The following is a 21515-nucleotide window of genomic DNA, read 5'->3' as shown; positions in this document are numbered from 1 at the left end:
TATCGGGCGGGGTGCAGTGATCGCTACGCTGGACACATGACATCGGATGCTGACGACGCTCTCTCTTGGGCGGGCGATGAAGACACGGCTGCGCCCCAGCCAGCCGCCACTCCTGCGCTGCCGGATGGATGGAATGCCGTCGGCAAAGACAGCGAAACGGTGGGGCGCCTCGAAGAGGACGGTTCCGTAACCGCTCCGACGGAGTCGAAGCCACTCAGCACGCCGATGCTCCTTCTGCTGGGTATCGTCGGCGGCGTCTACCTGCTGTACACGATCGGTTGGATCGTCGGCGGACTCAACCTGCAAGGCGGCGCGCTGTTCCTGATTCCCGGCGTCATGTACCAGGTGGCGTTGTGGGCGGCGGTGCTGGCCCCCGCCCTGTGGTTCGCCGCCGTCTGGTTCTTGACCCGTACCGCAGCCAGTTGGGTGCGCGTGCTCGGTCTGCTGGGCGGAGTGTTTCTGCTCGTGCCCTGGCCGTTCGTCATGACAGGAGTGATCGGAGCATGAGCGAGATGACAGCATCCCGTGGGCAGAGCCTCGGCCTGGGTAAGACGATCATCATCGGTTTGGCAGGACTCTTCTACGCTTACGGTGTGTGGAACGCCGTCGCGTACCTGGCAGCAGTGGCCGGCTTCGGCTTGAACGCGTACGGCTGGTTCGTGCTCATCTTCTCGGTGCTCTTCCCGATCCTGGTCTTCGCGGCAGCTTACGCATCAGGCCGACGCCGCAGCGCCGCGGAGCTCAGCATCACTCTGATCGCTGGACTGGGCCTGGTGGCCGTGTTCTGGATGAACGTCGTCGCGTTGAGCACCCTGAACTTCGCCTCGCTGACCGGATAGTGCGCATGACGCATCGCGTCACACGGCACGGAGCACCGTTCACCCTCCGGTAAGGTGGAACCGATCGCGCCCCGACGGTGTGCGGCGCATCGATCCCACCCGCGCTTGTCGCTTATCTCGAAGGATCCGCTGTGTCGAAGCCCGTCGTGCTCATCGCCGAAGTTCTCTCGCCCGCCACGATCGAGGCCCTCGGCCCCGACTTCGACGTACGACAAGTCGACGGCACCGATCGAGAGGCGCTGTTCGCGGCGCTCGCTGACGCGCAGGCCGTCCTCATCCGCTCTGCGACCAAGATCGATGCGGAGGCACTGAGCCACGCACCGAAGCTGAAAGTCGTCGCCCGCGCCGGGGTGGGCCTCGATAACGTCGATATCCCGGCGTCGACGAAGGCCGGCGTCATGGTGGTCAACGCACCGACGTCGAACATCATCTCTGCTGCAGAACTCACCTGCACGCACATTCTCAGCCTTGCCCGCCACGTGCCCGCGGCGCACGCATCGCTGGCTGCCGGCCAGTGGAAGCGCAGCGCGTACACCGGTACGGAACTGTTCGAGAAGACCCTCGGCATCGTTGGCCTCGGCCGTATCGGTGCGCTGGTGGCCGCTCGAATGCAGGGATTCGGCGTGAAGGTCATCGCCTACGATCCCTACGTCACGAGTGCACGCGCGCAGCAGCTCGGCGTCGAACTGCGCACACTCGACGAGCTGGTCGCTGAGGCAGATTTCTTGACGATCCACATGCCCAAGACGCCCGAAACGACAGGCATGATCGGCGCAGAACAGTTCGCGGCGATGAAGAAGTCCGCCTACGTCATCAACGTCGCCCGTGGCGGCCTGATCGATGAGGAGGCTCTCCGCGAGGCTCTCATCGCCGGTGAGATCGCCGGTGCCGGTCTCGACGTGTTCACTTCTGAGCCTCCGGCGGAGGGCGGCTCCGCACACGCCCTGCTGGACCTGCCGAACGTCGTCGTCACACCCCACCTCGGCGCATCCACCGACGAGGCACAGGAGAAGGCCGGCGTTTCGGTCGCCCGCTCCGTCAAGCTCGCGCTTGAGGGTGACCTGGTTCCGGATGCTGTCAACGTCGCTGGCGGCATCATCGACCCGTTCGTCCGTCCGGGCATCGCGCTCGTCGAGAAGCTCGGTCAGATCTTCAGTGGCCTGACCACGTCTGCTCTCACGAGCTTGGACATCGAGGTCCGCGGCGAATTGGCGGACTATGACGTCAGCGTCTACCGGTTGGCTGCGCTCAAGGGCATTCTTTCGAATGTTGTCAGTGAGAATGTCTCCTACGTCAATGCCCCGCTGTTCGCAGAGCAGCGTGGAATCGAGGCTCGTCTGATCGTCGAGAAGGACAGCCCGGAGTATCGCAACCTCACCACCCTGCGCGGGGCTCTGGCCGACGGCACTGTGCTGTCCGTGGCCGGTACTCTGGCGGGCACCCGAATGGTGCAGAAGATCGTGGGCATCAACGGCCACGACATCGAGGTTCCGATCGAGACGCACCACATCGTCATGCAGTACACCGACCGTCCGGGCATCGTGGCGGTGTACGGCCAGAAGTTCGGTGCGGCAGGCATCAACATCGCCGGCATGCAGGTTGCTCGCCGTGAAGCAGGTGGCCAGGCGTTGACCGTTTTGACCGTCGACTCCCGCGTTCCCGAGGACCTGCTCGCCGAGGTCGGCGAGGCGATTGAGGCCAACGTCATGCGCGAGATCGAGATCACCGAGGTCTGATCAGCGCCCGCCTCCTGAGCTCAGCGCTCAGGAGGCGGAACGCAGAACAAGCGCAATGAGTTCGTCGAGCCGGTCTCCGACCGGCACCGGTGTTGCGAGTCCGCTGGCTTCAGCGCCCGCGGCATCCAGCGCGTTGTTGTAGTAGAGGCCGTCGCTGAGTAGCATCACCAGGTCGAGCGCTGTTTCATCGCGAACGTGGGGGCGTAAAGCAGCAGCCCATGCCTCGCGGATGCGTCTCAAAGCCTCGGATGCTGCGACGGAACCTCCCTGCGCGACGCGCGATGCGGCGACCAAGGCGCGGTCGAGCGCGGCATCTTCCATCACGGAGGTGCGCAGAAAATAGGCGACAGCACCCTCCGGGGCAGACGCCATGCGTTCGAGGTCTTCCTCCGCAAGAGTTTCGAGACGCTCCAGGAGCCCGGTGATCAGGTCTTCTTTCGCTGCGAAGTGATACAGCAGACCGCCCTTGGAGACTCCGGCGGCCTTGGAAGTCGCATCCAGTGTCGCCGTGCGCTCACCATCCTCGATGAGGATCGCTTCGAAGGCGTCCAGGACGCGCTTTCGGGCGCGGGGAGGTCTGGCCATGTCTGTTACTATACCATCTGGACGGTTCAGTATCTCGACGCCGTCGAACGCAGAAGAGGATCTCCATGACCCAGGCCACGCCGACTGACACCGGCGGAATCTACGCACCGCGTGTGGGCGCACGCGGGTGGTTCGCACTCGTCGTTCTGATGCTGCCCGTACTGCTCGTATCCGTCGACACCACGGTGTTGAGCTTCGCGCTGCCGGAGATCGCGATCGCTCTCGCACCATCCGGTGCCCAGCAGCTGTGGATCATCGACGCGTACCCGCTCGTGCTCGCCGGTCTGCTGGTCACGATGGGAACGCTCGGGGACCGATTCGGCCGCCGCCGCATGCTGCTGTTCGGTGCCACAGGCTTCGCGGTGGTCTCGGTACTCGCTGCTTTCGCGCCCACAGCCGCATTGCTGATCGTGGCGCGCGTGATGCTCGGATTCTTCGGAGCAATGCTAATGCCCTCGACGCTGTCGCTGCTGCGCTCGATCTTCCAGAATCGCGATCAGCGACGAATGGCCATCGCCGTGTGGGCCTCCGCCTTCTCCGCTGGTGCCGCGCTCGGCCCGATCGTCGGTGGGATCCTGCTGGAACACTTCGCGTGGGGATCGGTGTTCCTCATCGCCGTGCCGGTGCTCATTCCGTTGCTGATCTGCGCGCCCCTCCTTGTTCCGGAGAGCCGCGACCCTGCACCGGGCAAGATCGACCCGATCAGCATCCTGCTCTCGCTGGGGACCATGATCCCGATCGTGTACGCGATCAAATCCTTTGCTGTGGACGGTCCCACTCTCATCGCCGCGGCGTGGGCGATCGTCGGGGTCGTCTTCGGCGTGATGTTCGTCCGCCGGCAGTTGCACGCAAAGTCTCCGATGCTTGATATGGCACTGTTTCGCCGGGGCTCCTTCTCCGGTGCGATCCTGGTGAACCTGCTCAGCGTGGTGGCGCTGGTGGGATTCTTGTACTTCGTCCCGCAGCACCTGCAACTCGTGCTGGGGATGTCACCGATGATGGCCGGCCTGGCGCTCGTGCCGGGAATGCTCGCCGTCATCGTCGCCGGGCTCAGCGTCGTGCCGATATCGCGCCGTCTGCCTCCGCATCTGGTCGTGCCTGCCGCCCTGGTGTTCTCTGTCGTTGGATACCTCCTGGTCGCATTCACGGCAGCAGGGCACGGGCCATTGCCGCTGATCATTGCCTTCGCTGTGCTCGGGATCGGAATCGGTGCGGCAGAGACCATCTCCAACGAACTCATCCTCTCCAGCGCACCCGCTTCGAAAGCGGGTGCAGCGAGTGCCGTCTCAGAGACCGCCTACGAGCTGGGGGCTGTGCTGGGCACAGCCATCCTCGGCGGAGTCATCACGGCTCTGTATCGCGGTGCACTCGTGGTTCCAGAAGGCGTGCCTGCCGAAGCCGGTCGTGTTGCCCGGGAAACTCTTGCCGGCGCCTACACGTCAGCTCAGCAGTTGCCGGATGCGGTCGGCACGGCGCTGTGGGATGCTGCGGCGTCCGCGTTTGAATCCGGAATCATGGTCACGTCACTGATCGGCGCGGCACTCGTCGTGCTCGCTGGTTCGATAGCCGCCGTCACACTGCGCGCACCACGCGCACGCTGACCAGTACGCTGGGAGATACCGCGCGCCGGAGCCTCGACGCCGCGGATCCCGATGCAAGGAGAGTCCATGTCGCGTGTCGTGAAGCTTGCGGTCATCCCGGGTGACGGGATCGGCCCCGAGGTCGTCGCAGAAGCCGAGAAGGTGCTCGACGCCGTCACCGCCGGATCCGATGTCGTGTTCGACAAGACGCGCTTTGCGCTCGGCGCTGCACGCTATCTCGAAACCGGCGACACGCTGAGCGATGAAGACCTGGAAGCGATCAAGGCGCAGGATGCCATCATCCTCGGCGCTGTCGGAGGAACACCTGGCGACCCGCGCCTGAAGAACGCGAACATCGAGCGCGGCCTGCTGCTGAAGCTGCGGTTCACACTCGACCACTACGTGAATCTGCGTCCGTCGAAACTGTATCCCGGGGCATCCGGGCCTCTGGCGGATCCGGGCGAGATCGACTTCGTCGTCGTCCGCGAGGGGACCGAGGGTCCGTACGTCGGCAATGGCGGTGCCATCCGAGTCGGCACTGCGCACGAGATCGCCAATGAGACGAGCGTCAATACTGCTTTCGGAGTCGAGCGCGTCGTGCGCTACGCATTCGCTCTCGCCGAGCGTCGCCGTCAGAAGCTCACACTGGTGCACAAGACCAACGTTCTGGTCCACTCCGGGGGCATCTGGCAGCGCATCGTCAACGAGGTGGCCGTTGAGCATCCGAATGTGGTCGTAGACTATCTGCACGTCGATGCGGCCACGATCTTCCTGGTCACAAACCCCGATCGCTTCGACGTGATCGTCACCGACAACCTCTTCGGCGACATTCTCACGGATTTGGCAGGCGCCGTCACCGGTGGCATCGGCCTCGCCGCTTCGGGCAATATCAACCCCGACGGCGCGTACCCCTCGATGTTCGAGCCCGTTCACGGCTCGGCGCCGGACATCGCAGGTCAGCAGAAAGCCGACCCGACTGCGGCCATCCTGTCTATCTCGCTCCTGCTCGACCATCTCGGGCTCCGCGAGGAATCGGCCCGCGTGACACGCGCGGTCGAGGAGGACATCGCAGCCAGAGACGGCTCTCGAACCACCAGCCAGACGGGCGACGCCATCATCGCCAGACTCCAGGCGTAGTCTGGATTCACGCGAGCGCCGCCCGCATCGAACGCAGGATGTGACATGACAACCACCGAAACCGAACTCGCTCCGTTGGAGTTCGCAGTGACGAAGAACCTCGCAGCAAAATCCGCTGCTGAGCGTGAAGAGATTCTGAAGGCACCGGGCTTCGGCTCGGTCTTCACCGACCACATGGTCGATATCTGCTGGTCGGCACGCGGTGGATGGCACCGCCCGCGCGTGCAGCCCTACGGGCCGATCTCCTTGGATCCGGCAGCTGCCGTGCTGCACTACGGCCAGGAGATTTTCGAGGGCATTAAGGCTTATCGCCACGCGGATGGCTCTGTGTACACGTTCCGTCCCGACCAGAACGCCGCGCGCCTGCAGCGCAGTGCCCGGCGCATGGCCTTGCCAGAGCTGCCGAGTGAGTACTTCCTCCAGTCATTGCGCGAGCTCGTTGCGGTCGATGGCGCGTGGGTGCCGTCGGGCGAGGACCAGAGCCTGTACCTCCGGCCGTTCATGTTCGCCAAAGAGGCGTTCCTGGGCGTGCGTCCCGCGCAGAAGGTGGCGTACTACCTGATTGCGAGCCCCGCAGGCTCGTACTTCAAGGGCGGAGTGAAGCCGGTGCGGATCTGGCTGTCCGAGACGTATGCGCGTGCAGGCAAGGGCGGCACAGGGGCAGCAAAGACCGGAGGCAACTACGCCTCGAGTTTGCTCCCACAGGCTGAGGCCGCCGATCAGGGCTGCGACCAGGTCGTCTTCCTCGATCAGGACGGCAATGTCGAAGAGCTCGGTGGCATGAACGTCGTGTTCGTGTACAAGGACGGGCGTATCGTCACTCCGCACTCCGCCAGCATCCTGGAAGGAATCACCCGCGACTCGTTGCTGCAGTTGGCCGAGGACCGCGGACACACCGTCGAGCGGCGTGCGGTTTCCCTGCAGGAATGGCGCGACGGGGTGGCATCTGGCGATATCGTCGAGGTTTTCGCCTGCGGTACCGCGGCGGTTGTGACTCCGATCGGCGCTCTGGTGACCGGCGAGTTCGAAGATCAGCAGCCCATCGGCGACCTCGCGCTGTCCCTGCGGGAAGAGTTGACCGACATCCAATACGGTCGCCGCGCAGACAAGCACGGCTGGCTGCAGCGGCTCGACGGCTGACCTCAGTTCTACCTGTACGGATGCAGGGCCGATGCACGGATGCAGGGCGAAACCACGGTGTTTCGTCCTGCATCCGTCTTTTCGCCCTGCATCCGGGCAGACGGATGAAGCGGATCGACCGCGCGAGTAGGCTGACAGGGTGAAGATCGCTCGGTTCAGCCACAATGACGCTATTCGCTACGGCATCCTCGATGAGCAAGAGCTCGTCGTCCTCGATGGGGATCCGATGTTCGCCGGTTTCGAAACCACGGGCGAGCGCGTTCCGCTGGCGGATGTTGCGTTGCTCGCACCCGTCATTCCGCGGTCGAAGGTGGTCTGCGTCGGCAAGAACTATCACGATCACGCCGCAGAAATGGGGGGAGTGGCACCCGAAGAACCGCTGCTGTTCCTCAAGCCCAACACCTCGGTGATCGGCCCTGGCGACACGATCGTGCGTCCGACCCTGTCTGAGCGCACCGAGCACGAGGGTGAGCTGGCCGTGGTCATCGGTCGCATCGCCAAGAACGTCAAGGCAGCGGATGCTCTGGACTATGTGTTCGGGTACACCGTCGCCAACGACGTCACTGCCCGCGACCTGCAGAAGAAAGACGGACAGTGGACTCGGGGCAAGGGTTTCGACACCTTCTGCCCGCTCGGCCCCGTGATCGAGACCGAATTCGAGCGGGATGACGCGACAATCGAGACACGCGTGAATGGCGAAGTGCGTCAGAGCGCGCCGCTCAGCGACATGATCCATTCGGTTGAAGAGATCATCGAATACGCATCAGCGGTGTTCACGCTGCTTCCCGGTGACGTCATCCTCACGGGAACGCCCGCCGGGGTAGGCACCTTCGTCGCCGGGGACACCGTCGAAGTCGAGGTCTCAGGCATTGGCATCCTGCGCAGCTCCGTGCGGGACGCGATCCCGGTTTCGTGAGCGTACCGACCGTTCAGGAGCAGCGCGCTCTCCAGCGCCGAACGGTGCTGGTCCTCTCGGCAGGACAGGTTCTCGGCGGCATCGCCTTCGGTGCGACCGTCTCTCTCGGAGCGTTGCTGGCCGCCGACATCTCCGGGGACGATGCGCTATCCGGACTTGCCACCGCCTCCGTCACCCTCGGGGCGGCGCTGTGCGCCATTCCGCTCGCGCGGTTCGCGAGTGCGTTCGGCCGTCGGCGCGCGCTCACCCTCGGTAACCTCTTCGCGCTCGTCGGCATTGGCATCGTCATCCTCGCAGCGGCGCTGCGTCTCTTCCCATTGCTGCTGGTCGGGATCATCCTCATCGGCGCCGGGAACGCCGGAAACCTGCAGTCGCGATTCGCCGCAACCGATCTCGCGCAGCCTGTGCACCGCGGACGTGATCTGTCGATCGTCGTGTGGGCGACCACTGTGGGCGGTGTCGCAGGTCCGCTGCTGCTCGGCCCCGGTGAGATCGTGGGTCAGGCCATCGGGATGCCGCCGCAGACCGGTTCGTACCTGTTCTCGCTCGTTGCCCAGTCGGCCGCCTTCATCCTGTACATCATTGCTCTCAGGCCCGACCCGCTGCTGCTGGCACAGCGGATGCTGGCGGCAGCCGCCGCGCAGACGCACACCGCGGCGCTCCGCGACCACGCTGGCGTCGCCCGCTACGCGATGTTCGCTATCGCCGGTGCGCACATCGTGATGGTTTCCGTGATGGCGATGACGCCGATCCATCTGTCGCACATGGCACACGACATGCACGGTGGGCACGCATCATCCACAGACATCACGACACTTGTCGGCATCACGATCGCCGCTCACGTAGCGGGGATGTACGCCCTGTCGCCGGTCTTCGGCATCCTCGCAGACCGCTGGGGCCGGCTGCGCGTGGTTCTGCTGGGACAGGTGCTGCTCGCAGCAGCCCTCGGTTTCGCCTTCTTCACCAACGATCAGGCGGGGGGAGTGATGATCGCGTTGATCCTGTTGGGCCTGGGTTGGAGCGCCTCGACGGTTGCTGGCGCGGCTCTGCTCACCGAAGCCACCACACCGGAACTTCGTACGCGTCGCCAAGGACGCAGCGACTCGCTCATGAGCTTCTGCGGCGCCGGTGGCGCAGTTCTCGCGGGGGTCGTGATGGCGAACTTCCAGTACTCTGGCCTCGCCGTGGTCGCAGCCGTCGTCGTAATCACGATCGCCGTCGCGTCTCCGCTCGGAAGGCTTCGGACACCCGCGTAGGATTGAGGAGATATGGCTACTCCTCACGCTCTCACCACCACTGCTTCGGGCTCTGACGTCCGCGTTCGCTTCTGCCCGTCTCCGACGGGTCTGCCGCATGTCGGTATGGTGCGCACTGCCCTGTATAACTGGGCGTACGCCCGTCATAACGGCGGCAAGATGATCTTCCGCATCGAAGACACGGATGCCGCACGCGACAGCGAGGAGAGCTTCCGCCAGCTCGTCGACGCTCTCACCTGGCTGAAGATCGACTGGGACGAGGGCGTCGAGGTCGGTGGGCCGCACGGGCCGTACCGCCAGTCTGAGCGTCACGACATCTACCGCGGCGTCATCGAGAAGCTGCTCGCGACGGGTGCGCTATACGAGAGCTACTCGAACGCGGAGGAGATTGACGCACGCAACGAGGCAGCCGGTCGGGCGAAGCAGCTCGGCTACGACAACTTCGATCGCGACCTGACCGATGAGCAGAAGGCAGCTTTCCGCGCAGAGGGGCGTCAGCCGGCGCTGCGCCTGCGCGTGCCGGATGAGGATCTCACGTACGTCGACCTCATCCGCGGAGAAGTGACCTTCCCCGCCGGGTCTTTCCCCGACTTCGTGGTGGTTCGGCCCAACGGCATCCCGCTGTACACGTTCGTGAACCCGGTCGATGACGCACTGATGGGAATCACCCACGTGCTTCGCGGCGAGGACCTCATGCCCTCGACTGCACGTCAGCTCGCGCTTTACGCCGCGCTGATCGACGCCGGCGTCACAACCTTCGTGCCCCGTTTCGCTCACATGCCGCTGGTGCTGGGGGAGACCGGCAATAAGAAGCTGTCCAAGCGCGACCCGCAGGCAGACCTCTTCCTGCACCGCGAGCGTGGCTTCATCCACGAGGGCCTGCTGAACTATCTCGCATTGCTCGGCTGGTCTATCGGCCCTGACCGCGACATCTTCTCTCTCGACGAGTTCATCGAGGCGTTCGATATCGAGAACGTCAACCCGAACCCGGCTCGCTTCGACCAGAAGAAGGCCGAGTCGATCAACGGCGACCACATTCGGATGCTCGGGGAGAAGGACTTCGCGGAACGCACCATCCCGTATCTCGCCGCTGCGGGCCTGTTCGAAGAACCGACCCACGAACAGCTCGTGATGGCTTTCCGGGTGGCACCGCTCGTGCACGAGCGCGTGCAGCTTCTGGGGGAGGTGCCCGGCATGGTCGGATTCCTCTTCTCGGACGATGTCTCCTATGACGCCGATGCGCTCAAGGGTCTGCCTGCGAACGCAGCGGATGTTCTGGATGCCTGCACCGCGGCTCTGGAGCCGGCCACCGAGTTCACCACCGAGAAGATCCAGGAGGCGCTGTCAACAGCACTCGTGGAGAAGCTGGAGTTGAAGCCTCGCGTCGCTTACGGGCCTCCTCGCGTGGCCATCACCGGACGCCGGGTATCGCCGCCGCTGTTCGAATCGATGGAGTTGCTCGGCAAGGAAGAGTCGTTGCGTCGCCTCGGCGCACTGTCTCAGCACTTGCGCCGATAGGCAACCCCCTCATCGTGAGCTCTGTGACCGAATACCGTGGTGCAGACCGAACGAGGAGGAACAATGACCGACCATGAAGCACGCTCTGTCGATGTATTTGATCTGCAGCGCTATCTCGGCCTCTGGTACGAGTTGGGGCGTTTGCCGTTGCGTTATGAAGACGACAAGGCGACCGATGTCACAGCGGAGTACTCGCTCAACGACGACGGCACCGTAAAGGTCGACAACCGCTGTCGCGACGAACAGGGAGAGCCGACTCAGGCGCTCGGTTTGGCGATTCCGGATGAGGATCACCCGGGCCGGTTGGAGGTCACCTTCCTTCCCGAGGGGTTGCGCTGGATTCCGTTCACAAAGGCGGACTACTGGGTTCTAAAGATCGATTCTGACTACCGTTATGCGCTCGTCGGTACGCCCGATCACAAGTACCTGTGGTTGCTCGGGAGAGAGCCTCAGACGGATACTGCCACCCGTGCGGAGTACCTCGAGGAGGCGCGGTTGCAAGGATATGAGGTGAAGAACTGGATCGAAGCGGGTCAGTCCGGACGCCGGGTCGAGATCTGACCGCGGCGACGCGCCCGGAGGGGTGCGCACGTTTTGGCAGGAACACAGAAGTCGGGTAAAGTTAACTCTCGGTGCAAGGCTCCGGTTTTGCCCTTGGGGTATGGTGTAATTGGCAACACAGCGGTTTCTGGTACCGCCATTCTTGGTTCGAGTCCAGGTACCCCAGCATTCAGAACTCCCCGCTTTCGAGCGGGGAGTTCTTGCTTTCCCGGGGAATCGCTTTCGAGTCAACGTGAAGCAAACGTGAGATCAAGCGCATAGATTCTCTTTCGATTCCGCCGGCCTGGTCCGATGTTGAGATCGCGCGTTCGCCGCGCGTCGGCCACGGCTGCGTAAGCAGGTCGATCGAGACCTGCGGCGACATCGGCTGAGTGAGGACAAGGTCGTCGCCTGCATCGTGAAGCTGATCGATTTGATCCTCGCGTGTTCAGCGCCGTCGAGGACGGTGTGACGATCCCTGAAGTTCGACGAGCTATGACCCGAATGCGTCCACGAACCTATCTCACCGTCGAAGAACAGTGCGTGCTGCGGATCTTGCAGAAGCGCTGATCATGCACGTCCGTGCGTCGTGCGACTGCGGCGAGACGCCGCATCGAGCATGACTGCGAGAAGCAACACCGCGCCGGTGATCATGTACCGGAACGAAGAATCGAGATTCATCAACGTCAGCCCGCTCGAGATGGACTGAATCACGATGATGCCCAGCAGCGCGGCATAGGCGGATCCGCGCCCGCCGAACAGGCTCGTTCCGCCGATGACAGCTGCCGCAATCGCATTGAGGTTGACATCTCCGGTGCCGCTGCTCTGCGCGGCCGCTGCGAGTCGTCCAGCAGCGAGCATGCCACCGATCGCTGCGAAAGACGAGGCCAGCATGAACACCGACATGTAGATCCAGTTCACGTTGATCCCCGCGCGGCGAGCAGCCTCACGGTTGCCGCCGACAGCGTAGACCGAGCGACCCCACTTGGTGCGCGTCAGCGCGTACTGCATGACCAGCACGAGGCCAACGAAGAAGACGAACATCCAGCCGATGCCACGCCCCTGATTGAGGTACCAGACAGCGAGCAGCAGCAGAACAGCCAGGAGTGCGGTCTGGACGAACATCATCTGCAGCGACTTTGTGGAGAGGTCGGCCTTCCGTCGTGTGCGGGCTGTGAAGAACTGGTAGCCGAAGAACGCCGCGGTAGTCAGCGCGATGAGCGTGTACGACAACCAGGCAGGCACGAAGGCGAGCTGCCCGAACCAGACCAGGAACGAGTCATACGGGAGGTTGATGGTTCCATCAACGCCCAACACCCACAGTTGCAGGCCGAGGAAGCTCAGTAGCCCCGCCAGAGTGATGACGAATGAGGGCACCCCGAAGCGGTTGTAGACGAAGCCATAGATGAAGCCGACAGCGACGCCGACGGCGACCGCCGCGAGAATCGCCAACACGATCGGCCACTGCATATTGACGAACGTGACGCCGAGCACCGCAGCTGAAAGACCACTCACAGATCCTACGGACAGGTCGATTTCTCCCAGCAGCAGCACGCATACGACACCGAGCGCGATGACACCGACGGCGGCAGACTGCATGAGCAGGTTGCCGAGGTTTGCGGGGGAGAGGAAGACCGGGTTCAAAAACGAGAAGATCCCCCAGATGATCACCAGCCCGGCGATAACCGGAAGAACACCGAGGTCACCCCCGCGTACGCGGTCGATCGCACCACTTACTGCGCCGCGGAAGCCGGTGCGCTGGATCAGCCGCTCATCCTGGAGGTCGGTCGCGATGGAGTTGGTAGCCATATCGATGTCGCTCATGCGTCGGCTCCGTTCTGTGTTGCTCGAGCAGCAGCCCGGCGCGTGACGACGTTGTCGCTGGCACCGGTGATTGCAGCGATGATCTCGTCCGAGGACACATCTCCGACGGCGAACGTACCGTTGTTCTTCCCCAGTCGCAGCACGGCGACTTTGTCCGCCACTGCCTGCACGTCCGCCATATTGTGGCTGACCATGATCACAGCGAGGCCATTCTCACGCAGACGCTCCACCAGGTTCAGCACCTCGGCAGTCTGAGCGACTCCGAGGGCAGCGGTCGGTTCGTCGAGGATGATGAGCTTCGGGCTGCCGAGCAGCGATCGGGCGATGGCGACGGTCTGGCGCTGTCCACCCGAGAGGGATGCCACCGGGATCCGCACCGACGGAATTTTTGCAGACAGCTGCCGCAGCAGCTTCCACGACTGAACCTCCATCTCGACCTCGTTGAGTTTCCAGGCGTTGATCTCGCGACCGAGAAACAGGTTTTCGACGACGCTGAGGTTGTCGCACAGCGCGAGATCCTGGAACACGGTGGCAATTCCCAGCTGCAACGCGGAATCCGGCGTCGGAATGGTCACATCGGATCCGGCGAACGTGATCGTCCCGGCCGTTTGGCTGTGTACACCAGACAAGATTTTTACGAGCGTTGATTTTCCGGCACCGTTGTCACCGACGACGGCGACGACCTCGCCGGTGTGCACATCGAGATCGATGCCCGTGAGCGCGGCTACCGCGCCAAAATTCTTGCTGATGCCGCGCAACGAAAGTACGGGCGAATCAGTGGAAGGTGATGTCATGGAAGCCTCTTTCCCGGCGAGGACGGCGAGATTGCTGTGGAGCGCGTCAGAGCCGGTCCCGTGCGTTTGCAGCAGCAAGACCGGCTCTGCGCGTATCGACGGCTACTTTTCGATACCCGCCGCAGTGCACGCTTCAACGTACTCATCGGTGCACACCTGGTCGTAGGTGTAGATGCCGCCGTCGAAGATGACTTCCTTGACGTTGTCGAGCGTCACAACCTCAGGAACGAACAGCTGCGAGGGAGTGTCGAACAGCTCAGTGCCGGCTTCCGGAGTCTCACCGTTCATGAGCTGTACGGCGATCTCGGCAGTCGCCTCAGCGACGATGCGGATCGGCTTGGAGATGGTGTTGTACTGATCGCCCGCAATGATGCGCTGGATAGCCGCGATCTCGGCGTCGTTGCCGGTGACCGGCGGTACGTCCGTGATTCCAGCGGCCTTGAGAGCGGCGATGGAGCCTCCGCCCGTGCCATCGTTTGCGGCGACGACGCCGAGGATCTCATCGCCGAACTGCGCAACCTGACCGGAAACCCAGTCCTGGGCCTTGGCCGGCACCCAATCGGGGGTGTCGAAGGACGCGAGAACGGTGAAATCGCTCGCCTCGATGGCTTCGACCGAGCCCTCCTTGATAAGCATGGCTGCCTTGTCCGACGGCGAGCCATTGACCATGAGCAAGCCGCCCTCGGTTACGCCTTCGGATGCCAGATGCTCGACAAGGTCGGTTGCGATGAGTGAACCGATCTCCTTGTTGTCGAAAGAGACGTAGTAGTCGGCCGGTACGTCCACGATCGGGCGATCGTAGGTGATCACCTTGATCCCGGATGCCTGCGCACTGGTGACGATGGATGCCGCAGCCGTGGTGTCGACTGCGTCCAAGACGATGACCTTCACACCCTGGGCGATAGCGGACTCTGCCTGTTGTTGCTGCTTCGTCGCGTCAGCATCCGCGTTCTGGTAGATGACCTCGCAGCCGTCACAGAGTTCAGCAACCTTCGCCGCGAAGAGCGGGTGGTCTTGCTGCTCGTACCGTGTGGATCCGCGATCCGGCATGAGAAAGGCGATGCTGCCGGAACTGGCTGATTCCCCGCCGCCACCATCGCTGCCGCCACCGGATTCTTCGCCTCCTGAGGCGCAACCGGATAGGGAGAGGAGGAGCGCTGAGGCAAGCGCCATACCAAAGAGGGACTTTCGCCCGTGGGACATCTTCATTGAGGCTCCTTCGCAGGACTGCTGTGTCAAGGGGACTCGACGAGCGTATCTTTGGAGCACATCAGGGCATTGGCGGCGCTCATAAGAGCGTTAATTTTGCCGGAAACGCCGAAGGCCCGGTTCCCACGCGAGGTGGGAAACCGGGCCTTCAGTTTGTTCTAATTCAGAGCGCGTTGATGTTCGTCGCCTGGGGGCCCTTGGGACCCTGCTCCGTGTCGAACTCGACCTTCTGTGCTTCCTCGAGGTTGCGGTGTCCGCTGCCCTGGATCGCGCTGAAGTGCGCGAAGACATCGGCGGATCCGTCATCGGGAGCAATGAAGCCGTAGCCCTTGTCGGAGTTGAACCATTTGACAGTGCCAGTGGCCATGCTGTGTTTCCTTTTTTGTTCGTGGGCCGAGCATCGACCCGTTATGCCTCGACGATGTTCGGCTCGGCAGCTTAGGGGGCTCTCAGAGTGGCGGCGATTGATCGCGGCACTACTCATCTGAGTGCGTGAGGTAGACGGTGGAAGGTGATCGAGTGGCCACCATGCCAATGAGGCAATCGGACCGATGAATACGCGGAGATTCCGGGTGCCATCGTGAATGTGTCAACTCAGCTTAGCGGATTCTGCCGAGTTTCTGTTCACAGCGATGAGACTGAGTCGTGAAACGATGGTCTGATGAGCTCCGCGAATCTGAATAGGGACGAGACGGCCGCGCGATCCGCGAACGTCACAGTGCACGCTATCCGCGTCGAACTCGACCTGCGCGAGGCCCCAGATCAGGCCAGATCAGGTTTCACCACCAGCTCCACATTGGTGTTCAACGCCACAGTCTCTGAGACGTGGATTGATTTTATCGGCGAGTCGGTGCAGCGCGTCACGGTCAACGGCGTCGAACAGTTGGTCGCGTACGACGGTGCACGGATCGCCATCGCCGGCCTTGAATCCTCTAACACCGTCGTGATCGAGGCAACGGGTGCGTACAGCCGATCCGGCGAGGGACTTCACCGCTTCGTCGACCCTGTCGACGGGGAGACCTACCTCTATACGCAGTATGAGCCGGCCGACTCCCGCCGGGTGATGGCCTGTTTCGAACAGCCCGACATGAAGGCGGCCTACACATTCGTTGTGCATGCCCCGCTGGGCTGGCACGTGCTGTCGAACCAGAGCGCCGTCGCTACGACCGACCACGCTGATTCCCAGACGGTTGAGTTCGCCCCAACGCTTCCGCTGTCGAGTTACATCACCTCGGTCGCCGCTGGACCGTATCACCGGGTAAACGCGACTTGGACGCGTAACGAACAGACGATCGAGCTCGGAGTTCTATGTCGTCCGTCGCTGGCGGCATACCTCGAAGAGGATGAGATCATCACGGTCACTCGGCAGGGACTCGATTTCTTCTCCGACGCCTTCGCATTCCCGTACCCCTGGGGCAAGTACGACCAGATCTTCGTACCCGAGTACAACCTGGGCGCTATGGAGAATCCCGGGCTGGTCACCTTCACCGAGGCCTATCTCTCTCGTGGCGCTGCGACAGACGCGCAGCGTGGTGCGAGAGCGAACACCATTTTGCACGAGATGGCGCACATGTGGTTCGGCGACCTCGTCACGATGCGCTGGTGGGATGACCTGTGGCTGAAAGAATCGTTCGCCGATTACATGGGCGCACATGCCTCGGCTGTCGCTACCCGGTACACGGACGCCTGGGTACGCTTCGCTGCGAACCGCAAGGCTTGGGCATATCAGCAGGATCAACTCCCCACGACGCATCCGATCGTCGCCGACATCACTGATCTCGAAGCGGCGAAGCTGAACTTCGACGGCATCACCTATGCGAAGGGAGCGGCCGTCCTCAAACAACTCGTCGCTTTCGTCGGCGAAGAGAACTTCTTCGAGGGTGCGCGCCGGTACTTCGTTGCGCACGCCTACGGCAACACCACGCTTGAGGATCTGCTCGTCCAACTGGAGGACGTATCGGGCCGCGATGTGCGCGCTTGGTCGCGCGCCTGGCTTGAGACGAGCGGAATGTCCACACTCTCGCTCGAGACGGACGCGGATGGCGCTCGGATGCTGGTGCAGACGGATCCGCGTCCGCACCGTCTGCGCGTGGGCCTGTACGACCTCGTCGACGGCCGTTTCGCTCTCCGTGAGAAGAACGAATTCGACATCGTCGAGGAACGCACGCCAGTCGACTTCGATTCCGCTGATCTCGTGTTGATCAATGACGATGACCTCACCTACGCCAAGGCGCGACTGGATGAGCGCTCACTCGCAGCGGTGGAACAGGCCCTGTCTACGCTTGACCCGCTCCCGCGTGCGCTCGTGTGGTCTTCGCTGTGGAATGCGACACGCGATGGCGATCTGTCGGCGGTGCGGTATCTCGGTATTGTCGCAGCTCACGCACCGCGTGAGGAGAACATCGGCCTCCTCAGCGGGGTGGTTGCGAATGCTGCGTATGCCGTCGGTCATTTTGTGCCGGATGCCGTGCGAGCCCAGCACCGTCGTGCCTGGCTGACGAGCACATGGCAGGCGCTGCAGGAGGCGGAACCCCGCAGTGACGCTCAGCTGTCGTGGGCGCGGGCGTTCGCTGCGGCATCCGCCTATGACGATGGCTACGCCGAGCAGGCGCGGGCGCTCCTCGCCGGGGAAGCGCCAGTCGGCCTCGTCATTGACCCCGACCTGCGCTGGGCGCTGCTGACTTCGCTGCGCACCACGGGTCATGCGACCGGGGAAGAAATCTCGGCCGAACTTGATCGCGATGAGACCGCCAGCGGCCGCACCGCGTCGCTGCGTGCCCTCTGGTCGAAGCCGATCGCCGCGTCGCGCGGCACAGCGTGGCATGCGGCCTGGGAGGATCTTTCGCTGACCAACGATCACCTCAGTGCGGTGATCAGCGGTGTGCGGGCCGGTGGCCGCCGCGACCTCATCGCGAGTCTCGACGAGGACTACTTCGATCGAATCCTCGGAGCCTGGCGAGATCGCAGCATCGAGCTCGCTCGGCGTCTCGTCGTGGGCTTGTTCCCCGCATCCGATGATCTCTCGCTCGTTGACGGATGGCTGGCGGAGAACGACTCGGCTCCGGCGGCGCTTCGCCGACTCGTCATCGAACAGCGCGATCATCTCGCGCGCGACCTGCGTGTGCGAGCGGCGCAGGCCCTGTTGCCCGGCTAGAGATCGTTCAGAATTCGAGCGAATCACCCGGGTTGAGTTCGAAGAACTCGCCGCCATGCTGCTCGGTCGACCACTGCAGACGTTCGCGGTGCATCCGGCGACCCGCTTCAGAGAGCGTCATGTCATGCACGCCGAAGGCACGGCGCGGCCTCACCTCGAGGACGAAGTCCATCGCTTCGCCGATCTTCAGCCAGGGAGCGCCGAGCGGAGCGGCGAGCACATCGACATCGACGTCCACGGGAACAGCGTAGGAATCACCGGGGTAGTAGAGCATGCCGTTGACCAGCACACCGACATTCTGAACCGCGGGCAGCGACGAGTGGATGACGGCGTGCTCGCCGCCGAAGAACTGCAGCGTGAACGCGCCCGCGGACACAATGTCACCGGGGGTGACGACAGTGATGTCATAGTCACCGGCGGCCTCGGCTACGCCGGCGGGGGCGAAGACAGGGATGCCGGGAACCGCGGCGAGGATGCGATCAAGATGAGCTGCAGTCCAGTGATCGGCGTGCTCGTGCGTGATCACCAGCGCGACGGCATCGGAAAGGTCATCCAGAGGCGCGGTGAAGACACCGGGATCGACGATCAGGGTGTCGCCGTCGTGTTCGAGACGGAGCGTGGCATGTTCGTGTTTTGTGACGTGCATAACGCTGAGTCAACTCCTTTCCCGCGCGGGCGGCAAACCCCATTCTCGCGGAGACTCGCCCGAGAAACTCTGTCGGGGTGTCTCGATTTGGCGGAGCCGAAATCCTCGTGGCATACTTGTCTAGTTGTCGCGGGACGGAAACGCTCCGCAAGACCTGGCCCCATCGTATAGCGGCCTAGTACGCCGCCCTCTCACGGCGGTAACACGGGTTCGAATCCCGTTGGGGTCACAACACAGAAAACCCCCGGCTTACCCGGGGGTTTTCGCGTATCTCCGGTCAAGCCGTCAGGAATCGAGAAGCGGCCTCGGATGTCGCGTCGTAGCGTGGGTGTAGAAGCACAGAACCACCATGACGAACGAGGAGAGCGAAATGGCTGACAAGACCGCAGGACTGTCCCAGGACGAGCGAGACGCTGTCAAGGAGCGCGCAGCAGAAGTGCGAGCGCAAGAAAAGTCTGGAAAGTCACGCGCGGCGGGGGAGAAAGCGATCCGCGAGGCTATCGCGGCGATGCCTGATGATGACCGCGCACTCGCTGAGGGAATAGATCGCATCGTCTCTGAGGTAGCGCCCCACCTCATGCCGAAGACCTGGTACGGATTCCCGTCCTACGCCGACGCTGATGGCAAAGTCGTCGTCTTCTTCAAGGCTGCTTCGAAGTTCACCACTCGCTACGCAACGCTGGGTTTTGAGGAATCGGCGAAGCTGGACGACGGCGACCTCTGGGTGACATCGTTCGCCCTTCTTGCGCTGACACCGGACACCGAGAAGACGATCGCCGAACACATCCGCAAGGCTGCCGGCTGAGCAACCGCGGGGGAGCGGCTTCAGGCAGTTCCCTGCGAAGCCGGCGTGCGCAGCGATATCTCACGAAACGCCGGATTTCGCAGCGGCAGGATCATCAGCAGGGCCATTGCTGAACCGTAGACCGCAAACGGCACCCACAGCGCCGTTGCCGACGCCAACGCGCCGAACGCGGCCATGGCCAGGGGCATCAGCACGTCATCGCCGAGCCGGGTGAGGGAGCCCATTCGTCCGAGATACGACGGATCAACGGTCGCGGCGAAAGTGGCACCGAGGAGAACGGATGCATATCCGGCGGTCGCGCCGATCGTGAAACTCGCTGCGCCGACCGACCAAGCGGGACCGATCCCGAGCGCCACGATGCCGATTCCCTGCACGACCAGTGCGGCGAATCCGGCTCGCGCCTCACGTTTCGGGCGCCACTTCGCCACCGATACCGCCCCGAGCGCAGCGCCGAGGCCTAGCAGCCCCTCGAAGATGCCGACGGCCGATGCACCCCAGCCCTCGTCATGGGCGCGCAGCGCGATGCCGATCGCAATGGCCGGACCGCTCGCAAGGTTCAAGCCAGACACCGCAATCACGAGCGTGCGGGTGGTGGGGGCGTTGCGCAGATGGGCGAACCCCTTTTGGATGCCGCGCAGCGCCGATTCTTTGTCTGCTCGAGGCAGAGCGAACCGGGGCCGCAACCAGATGGCGATGAACGCGACGACCACGGTGAAAGTTAGCGCATTCACCGAGGCGCTGCCGACGAGCCCCATGGCAGCGACGAGGAAGCCACCGGCCGCCGCACCTGCCATCGTTCCCAGACGCGATGCGGTCTGCATCACGGCGGTGTATGACGGAAGATCCGACGTCCGCACCAGTTGCCGTGCAATCGTGCCGGCGGATGGCTCGTAGAAAGCGTCGCAGGCGCCGAATGCGATGGCTGCGAGCAACAGAATCAATACGGATGGCGGAGATGCCAGCACCCACAGGGCAACGGTGATGAGCACAACCACTCGAATGCTGTTGAACAGCATCATCACGTGACGAGAGTTCGCACGATCGGCGAGGATCCCGCCGAACAGCAGGATGACAGCTCGCGGCAGAGTGCCCGCAGCCACGATCAGGCCCGCAATGGCCGGGCTGGTGATCTGCACGGCTGTCCATGCCAGGGCGATGGTCCACACCGCATCGCCGGCGTCAGAGAGCGCCTTTATGCCGATCCACGCATGAACGGCGCGATCTCGAGAAAAGCGTGGCGGCTCGCGAAGAAGCAGAGGCTCGGCGGTCATCACGGCTCCGTCGGAAACGCTCGCGCGAAGAAGAAGACGGGCGTGCGTTGTTGCCCGTCTTCGAGATCGACGCTCTCGCGCCACTGTTCCAGCAGGAGTCGCACGCGGTTCGAGAGATCGGTGAGCTCCTCCGGTGTCGCCCACCCCAAGTTCTCCATATTGAAGGCGTCGTAGTCTTTGAGCTCACCGCGCTGTCGACGCTTGTACCAGCGTTGCAAGCGCTCGATCTGCTGCCGGATACCGGTTCGCTCGGCCTCGCGCGCAAGAAGCGCATCGGCGGGCGAGTCCTCGAAGTCATCGGTCGACCAGGTGAATCCGCTCCTCGCGACTTTCCACCAGCTCGTGCGCTTGTCGCCGTGGGGATCGGTTGCGCGCTCGACGACGCCTGCGCGCTCCAGCATCCGCAGATGGTGGCTGATGCTGCCGACCTGGCTGTCCAGGACGCTTGCGATCGCCGTGACCTGCGAGGTTCCGTAGAGCAGCAGAAAGTCGAAGATGCGTCGGCGCAGCGGGTGGTGCACAGCAGTGATTACGGAGATATCTTCCACAATCCACAACGCTAGAT

General features: G+C 63.3%; 21 protein-coding genes and 2 tRNA genes. 15 read left to right on the top strand and 8 right to left on the bottom strand.

The features are described from left to right. Positions 1–36: 36 nt before the first annotated feature. From ACW5CM_RS12315 to serA, 3 genes are all read left to right on the top strand, one after another. Entirely contained in the window at positions 37–507 is a 471-nt protein-coding gene (locus ACW5CM_RS12315; protein WP_438254749.1) for a hypothetical protein, read from the top strand. Beyond that, positions 504–839, top strand: a complete 336-nt coding sequence (locus ACW5CM_RS12310) for a hypothetical protein (protein WP_439254719.1) — start codon at positions 504–506, stop codon at positions 837–839. Before ACW5CM_RS12315 ends, ACW5CM_RS12310 begins: the two co-directional genes overlap by 4 nt. Before the next feature lie 131 nt (positions 840–970). Further along, positions 971–2575 (top strand): phosphoglycerate dehydrogenase, encoded by a 1605-nt coding sequence (serA, locus tag ACW5CM_RS12305; protein WP_457125155.1) that lies wholly within the window; start codon positions 971–973, stop codon positions 2573–2575. Between the two features lie 27 nt (positions 2576–2602). Here the strand turns inward: serA and ACW5CM_RS12300 are convergent, their stop codons facing one another. Then, positions 2603–3160 (bottom strand): TetR/AcrR family transcriptional regulator, encoded by a 558-nt coding sequence (locus ACW5CM_RS12300; protein WP_457125154.1) that lies wholly within the window; start codon positions 3158–3160, stop codon positions 2603–2605. Positions 3161–3225: 65 nt separating this feature from the next. Here ACW5CM_RS12300 and ACW5CM_RS12295 point away from each other — a divergent pair, with 65 nt between their 5' ends. From ACW5CM_RS12295 to ACW5CM_RS12255, 9 genes are all read left to right on the top strand, one after another. Beyond that, positions 3226–4761, top strand: coding sequence for an MFS transporter (locus tag ACW5CM_RS12295; protein WP_457125153.1), 1536 nt, complete (start codon positions 3226–3228; stop codon positions 4759–4761). Between the two features lie 66 nt (positions 4762–4827). Beyond that, a complete protein-coding gene (locus ACW5CM_RS12290; protein ID WP_438254743.1) occupies positions 4828–5877 on the top strand; it encodes a 3-isopropylmalate dehydrogenase in 1050 nt (349 codons plus the stop codon). A gap of 45 nt (positions 5878–5922) precedes the next feature. Further along, a complete protein-coding gene (locus tag ACW5CM_RS12285; RefSeq protein ID WP_457125152.1) occupies positions 5923–7017 on the top strand; it encodes a branched-chain amino acid aminotransferase in 1095 nt (364 codons plus the stop codon). 139 nt (positions 7018–7156) lie between these two features. Further along, on the top strand, positions 7157–7933 hold the full coding sequence (locus tag ACW5CM_RS12280; protein WP_457125151.1) for a fumarylacetoacetate hydrolase family protein: 777 nt from the start codon (positions 7157–7159) through the stop codon (positions 7931–7933). After that, complete coding sequence (locus tag ACW5CM_RS12275; protein ID WP_457125150.1) at positions 7930–9189, top strand: MFS transporter; 1260 nt, start codon at positions 7930–7932, stop codon at positions 9187–9189. Before ACW5CM_RS12280 ends, ACW5CM_RS12275 begins: the two co-directional genes overlap by 4 nt. Positions 9190–9201: 12 nt before the next feature. Beyond that, entirely contained in the window at positions 9202–10707 is a 1506-nt protein-coding gene (gene gltX / locus ACW5CM_RS12270; RefSeq protein WP_457125149.1) for a glutamate--tRNA ligase, read from the top strand. A 63-nt stretch (positions 10708–10770) separates the two neighbouring features. Further along, entirely contained in the window at positions 10771–11268 is a 498-nt protein-coding gene (locus ACW5CM_RS12265) for a lipocalin family protein (protein ID WP_457125148.1), read from the top strand. A gap of 94 nt (positions 11269–11362) precedes the next feature. Further along, a tRNA-Gln gene (locus ACW5CM_RS12260) sits at positions 11363–11434 on the top strand. A gap of 82 nt (positions 11435–11516) precedes the next feature. Then, a complete protein-coding gene (locus ACW5CM_RS12255; RefSeq protein ID WP_457125197.1) occupies positions 11517–11639 on the top strand; it encodes a DNA topoisomerase IB-related protein in 123 nt (40 codons plus the stop codon). A 178-nt stretch (positions 11640–11817) separates the two neighbouring features. On the opposite strand, the gene ACW5CM_RS12250 is transcribed toward ACW5CM_RS12255, so the two are convergent. The 4 genes from ACW5CM_RS12250 to ACW5CM_RS12235 all read right to left on the bottom strand — a co-directional run bounded on the left by ACW5CM_RS12250 (position 11818) and on the right by ACW5CM_RS12235 (position 15441). After that, entirely contained in the window at positions 11818–13071 is a 1254-nt protein-coding gene (locus ACW5CM_RS12250) for a sugar ABC transporter permease (protein WP_457125147.1), read from the bottom strand. Then, positions 13068–13865 carry an ATP-binding cassette domain-containing protein gene (locus tag ACW5CM_RS12245; RefSeq protein WP_438254731.1) on the bottom strand — a complete coding sequence of 266 codons (798 nt, stop codon included), beginning with the start codon at positions 13863–13865 and terminating at the stop codon, positions 13068–13070. The genes ACW5CM_RS12250 and ACW5CM_RS12245 overlap by 4 nt, the downstream gene beginning before the upstream one ends. 102 nt (positions 13866–13967) lie before the next feature. Continuing rightward, positions 13968–15074 (bottom strand): ABC transporter substrate-binding protein, encoded by a 1107-nt coding sequence (locus tag ACW5CM_RS12240; protein WP_457125146.1) that lies wholly within the window; start codon positions 15072–15074, stop codon positions 13968–13970. Positions 15075–15237: 163 nt separating this feature from the next. Further along, entirely contained in the window at positions 15238–15441 is a 204-nt protein-coding gene (locus ACW5CM_RS12235; protein ID WP_036279545.1) for a cold-shock protein, read from the bottom strand. 294 nt (positions 15442–15735) lie between these two features. On the opposite strand from ACW5CM_RS12235, the gene pepN reads away from it, so the two are divergent. Next, a complete protein-coding gene (gene pepN, locus ACW5CM_RS12230) occupies positions 15736–18228 on the top strand; it encodes an aminopeptidase N (protein WP_457125145.1) in 2493 nt (830 codons plus the stop codon). Positions 18229–18235: 7 nt separating this feature from the next. On the opposite strand, the gene ACW5CM_RS12225 is transcribed toward pepN, so the two are convergent. Beyond that, positions 18236–18874, bottom strand: coding sequence for an MBL fold metallo-hydrolase (locus tag ACW5CM_RS12225; protein WP_457125144.1), 639 nt, complete (start codon positions 18872–18874; stop codon positions 18236–18238). A gap of 156 nt (positions 18875–19030) precedes the next feature. On the opposite strand from ACW5CM_RS12225, the gene ACW5CM_RS12220 reads away from it, so the two are divergent. Next, a tRNA-Glu gene (locus ACW5CM_RS12220) sits at positions 19031–19103 on the top strand. Between the two features lie 141 nt (positions 19104–19244). Continuing rightward, entirely contained in the window at positions 19245–19679 is a 435-nt protein-coding gene (locus ACW5CM_RS12215; RefSeq protein WP_438254725.1) for a hypothetical protein, read from the top strand. Between the two features lie 20 nt (positions 19680–19699). On the opposite strand, the gene ACW5CM_RS12210 is transcribed toward ACW5CM_RS12215, so the two are convergent. Together ACW5CM_RS12210 and ACW5CM_RS12205 are read right to left on the bottom strand one after the other, a co-directional pair. After that, the gene (locus tag ACW5CM_RS12210; protein WP_457125143.1) at positions 19700–20950 is read right to left on the bottom strand and encodes an MFS transporter; all 1251 of its coding nucleotides are present in this window, start codon (positions 20948–20950) and stop codon (positions 19700–19702) included. Continuing rightward, a complete protein-coding gene (locus ACW5CM_RS12205) occupies positions 20950–21498 on the bottom strand; it encodes a helix-turn-helix domain-containing protein (protein WP_457125142.1) in 549 nt (182 codons plus the stop codon). The genes ACW5CM_RS12210 and ACW5CM_RS12205 overlap by 1 nt, the downstream gene beginning before the upstream one ends. Between the last annotated feature and the right edge of the window lie 17 nt (positions 21499–21515).

Source organism: Microbacterium wangyouchuni, from assembly GCF_054072595.1.
This window is presented reverse-complemented; position numbering and strand designations above follow the sequence as displayed.

What these genes read in the sequence shown, in the direction of transcription:
- ACW5CM_RS12315 (WP_438254749.1), top strand. Translation starts at nt 37, where the DNA reads ATGACATCGGATGCTGACGACGCTCTCTCTTGGGCGGGCGATGAAGAC.
- ACW5CM_RS12310 (WP_439254719.1), top strand. Translation starts at nt 504, where the DNA reads ATGAGCGAGATGACAGCATCCCGTGGGCAGAGCCTCGGCCTGGGTAAG.
- ACW5CM_RS12300 (WP_457125154.1), bottom strand. Translation starts at nt 3,160, where the DNA reads ATGGCCAGACCTCCCCGCGCCCGAAAGCGCGTCCTGGACGCCTTCGAA.
- ACW5CM_RS12295 (WP_457125153.1), top strand. Translation starts at nt 3,226, where the DNA reads ATGACCCAGGCCACGCCGACTGACACCGGCGGAATCTACGCACCGCGT.
- ACW5CM_RS12290 (WP_438254743.1), top strand. Translation starts at nt 4,828, where the DNA reads ATGTCGCGTGTCGTGAAGCTTGCGGTCATCCCGGGTGACGGGATCGGC.
- ACW5CM_RS12285 (WP_457125152.1), top strand. Translation starts at nt 5,923, where the DNA reads ATGACAACCACCGAAACCGAACTCGCTCCGTTGGAGTTCGCAGTGACG.
- gltX (WP_457125149.1), top strand. Translation starts at nt 9,202, where the DNA reads ATGGCTACTCCTCACGCTCTCACCACCACTGCTTCGGGCTCTGACGTC.
- ACW5CM_RS12265 (WP_457125148.1), top strand. Translation starts at nt 10,771, where the DNA reads ATGACCGACCATGAAGCACGCTCTGTCGATGTATTTGATCTGCAGCGC.
- ACW5CM_RS12250 (WP_457125147.1), bottom strand. Translation starts at nt 13,071, where the DNA reads ATGAGCGACATCGATATGGCTACCAACTCCATCGCGACCGACCTCCAG.
- ACW5CM_RS12245 (WP_438254731.1), bottom strand. Translation starts at nt 13,865, where the DNA reads ATGACATCACCTTCCACTGATTCGCCCGTACTTTCGTTGCGCGGCATC.
- ACW5CM_RS12240 (WP_457125146.1), bottom strand. Translation starts at nt 15,074, where the DNA reads ATGAAGATGTCCCACGGGCGAAAGTCCCTCTTTGGTATGGCGCTTGCC.
- ACW5CM_RS12235 (WP_036279545.1), bottom strand. Translation starts at nt 15,441, where the DNA reads ATGGCCACTGGCACTGTCAAATGGTTCAACTCCGACAAGGGCTACGGC.
- pepN (WP_457125145.1), top strand. Translation starts at nt 15,736, where the DNA reads ATGAGCTCCGCGAATCTGAATAGGGACGAGACGGCCGCGCGATCCGCG.
- ACW5CM_RS12225 (WP_457125144.1), bottom strand. Translation starts at nt 18,874, where the DNA reads ATGCACGTCACAAAACACGAACATGCCACGCTCCGTCTCGAACACGAC.
- ACW5CM_RS12215 (WP_438254725.1), top strand. Translation starts at nt 19,245, where the DNA reads ATGGCTGACAAGACCGCAGGACTGTCCCAGGACGAGCGAGACGCTGTC.
- ACW5CM_RS12210 (WP_457125143.1), bottom strand. Translation starts at nt 20,950, where the DNA reads ATGACCGCCGAGCCTCTGCTTCTTCGCGAGCCGCCACGCTTTTCTCGA.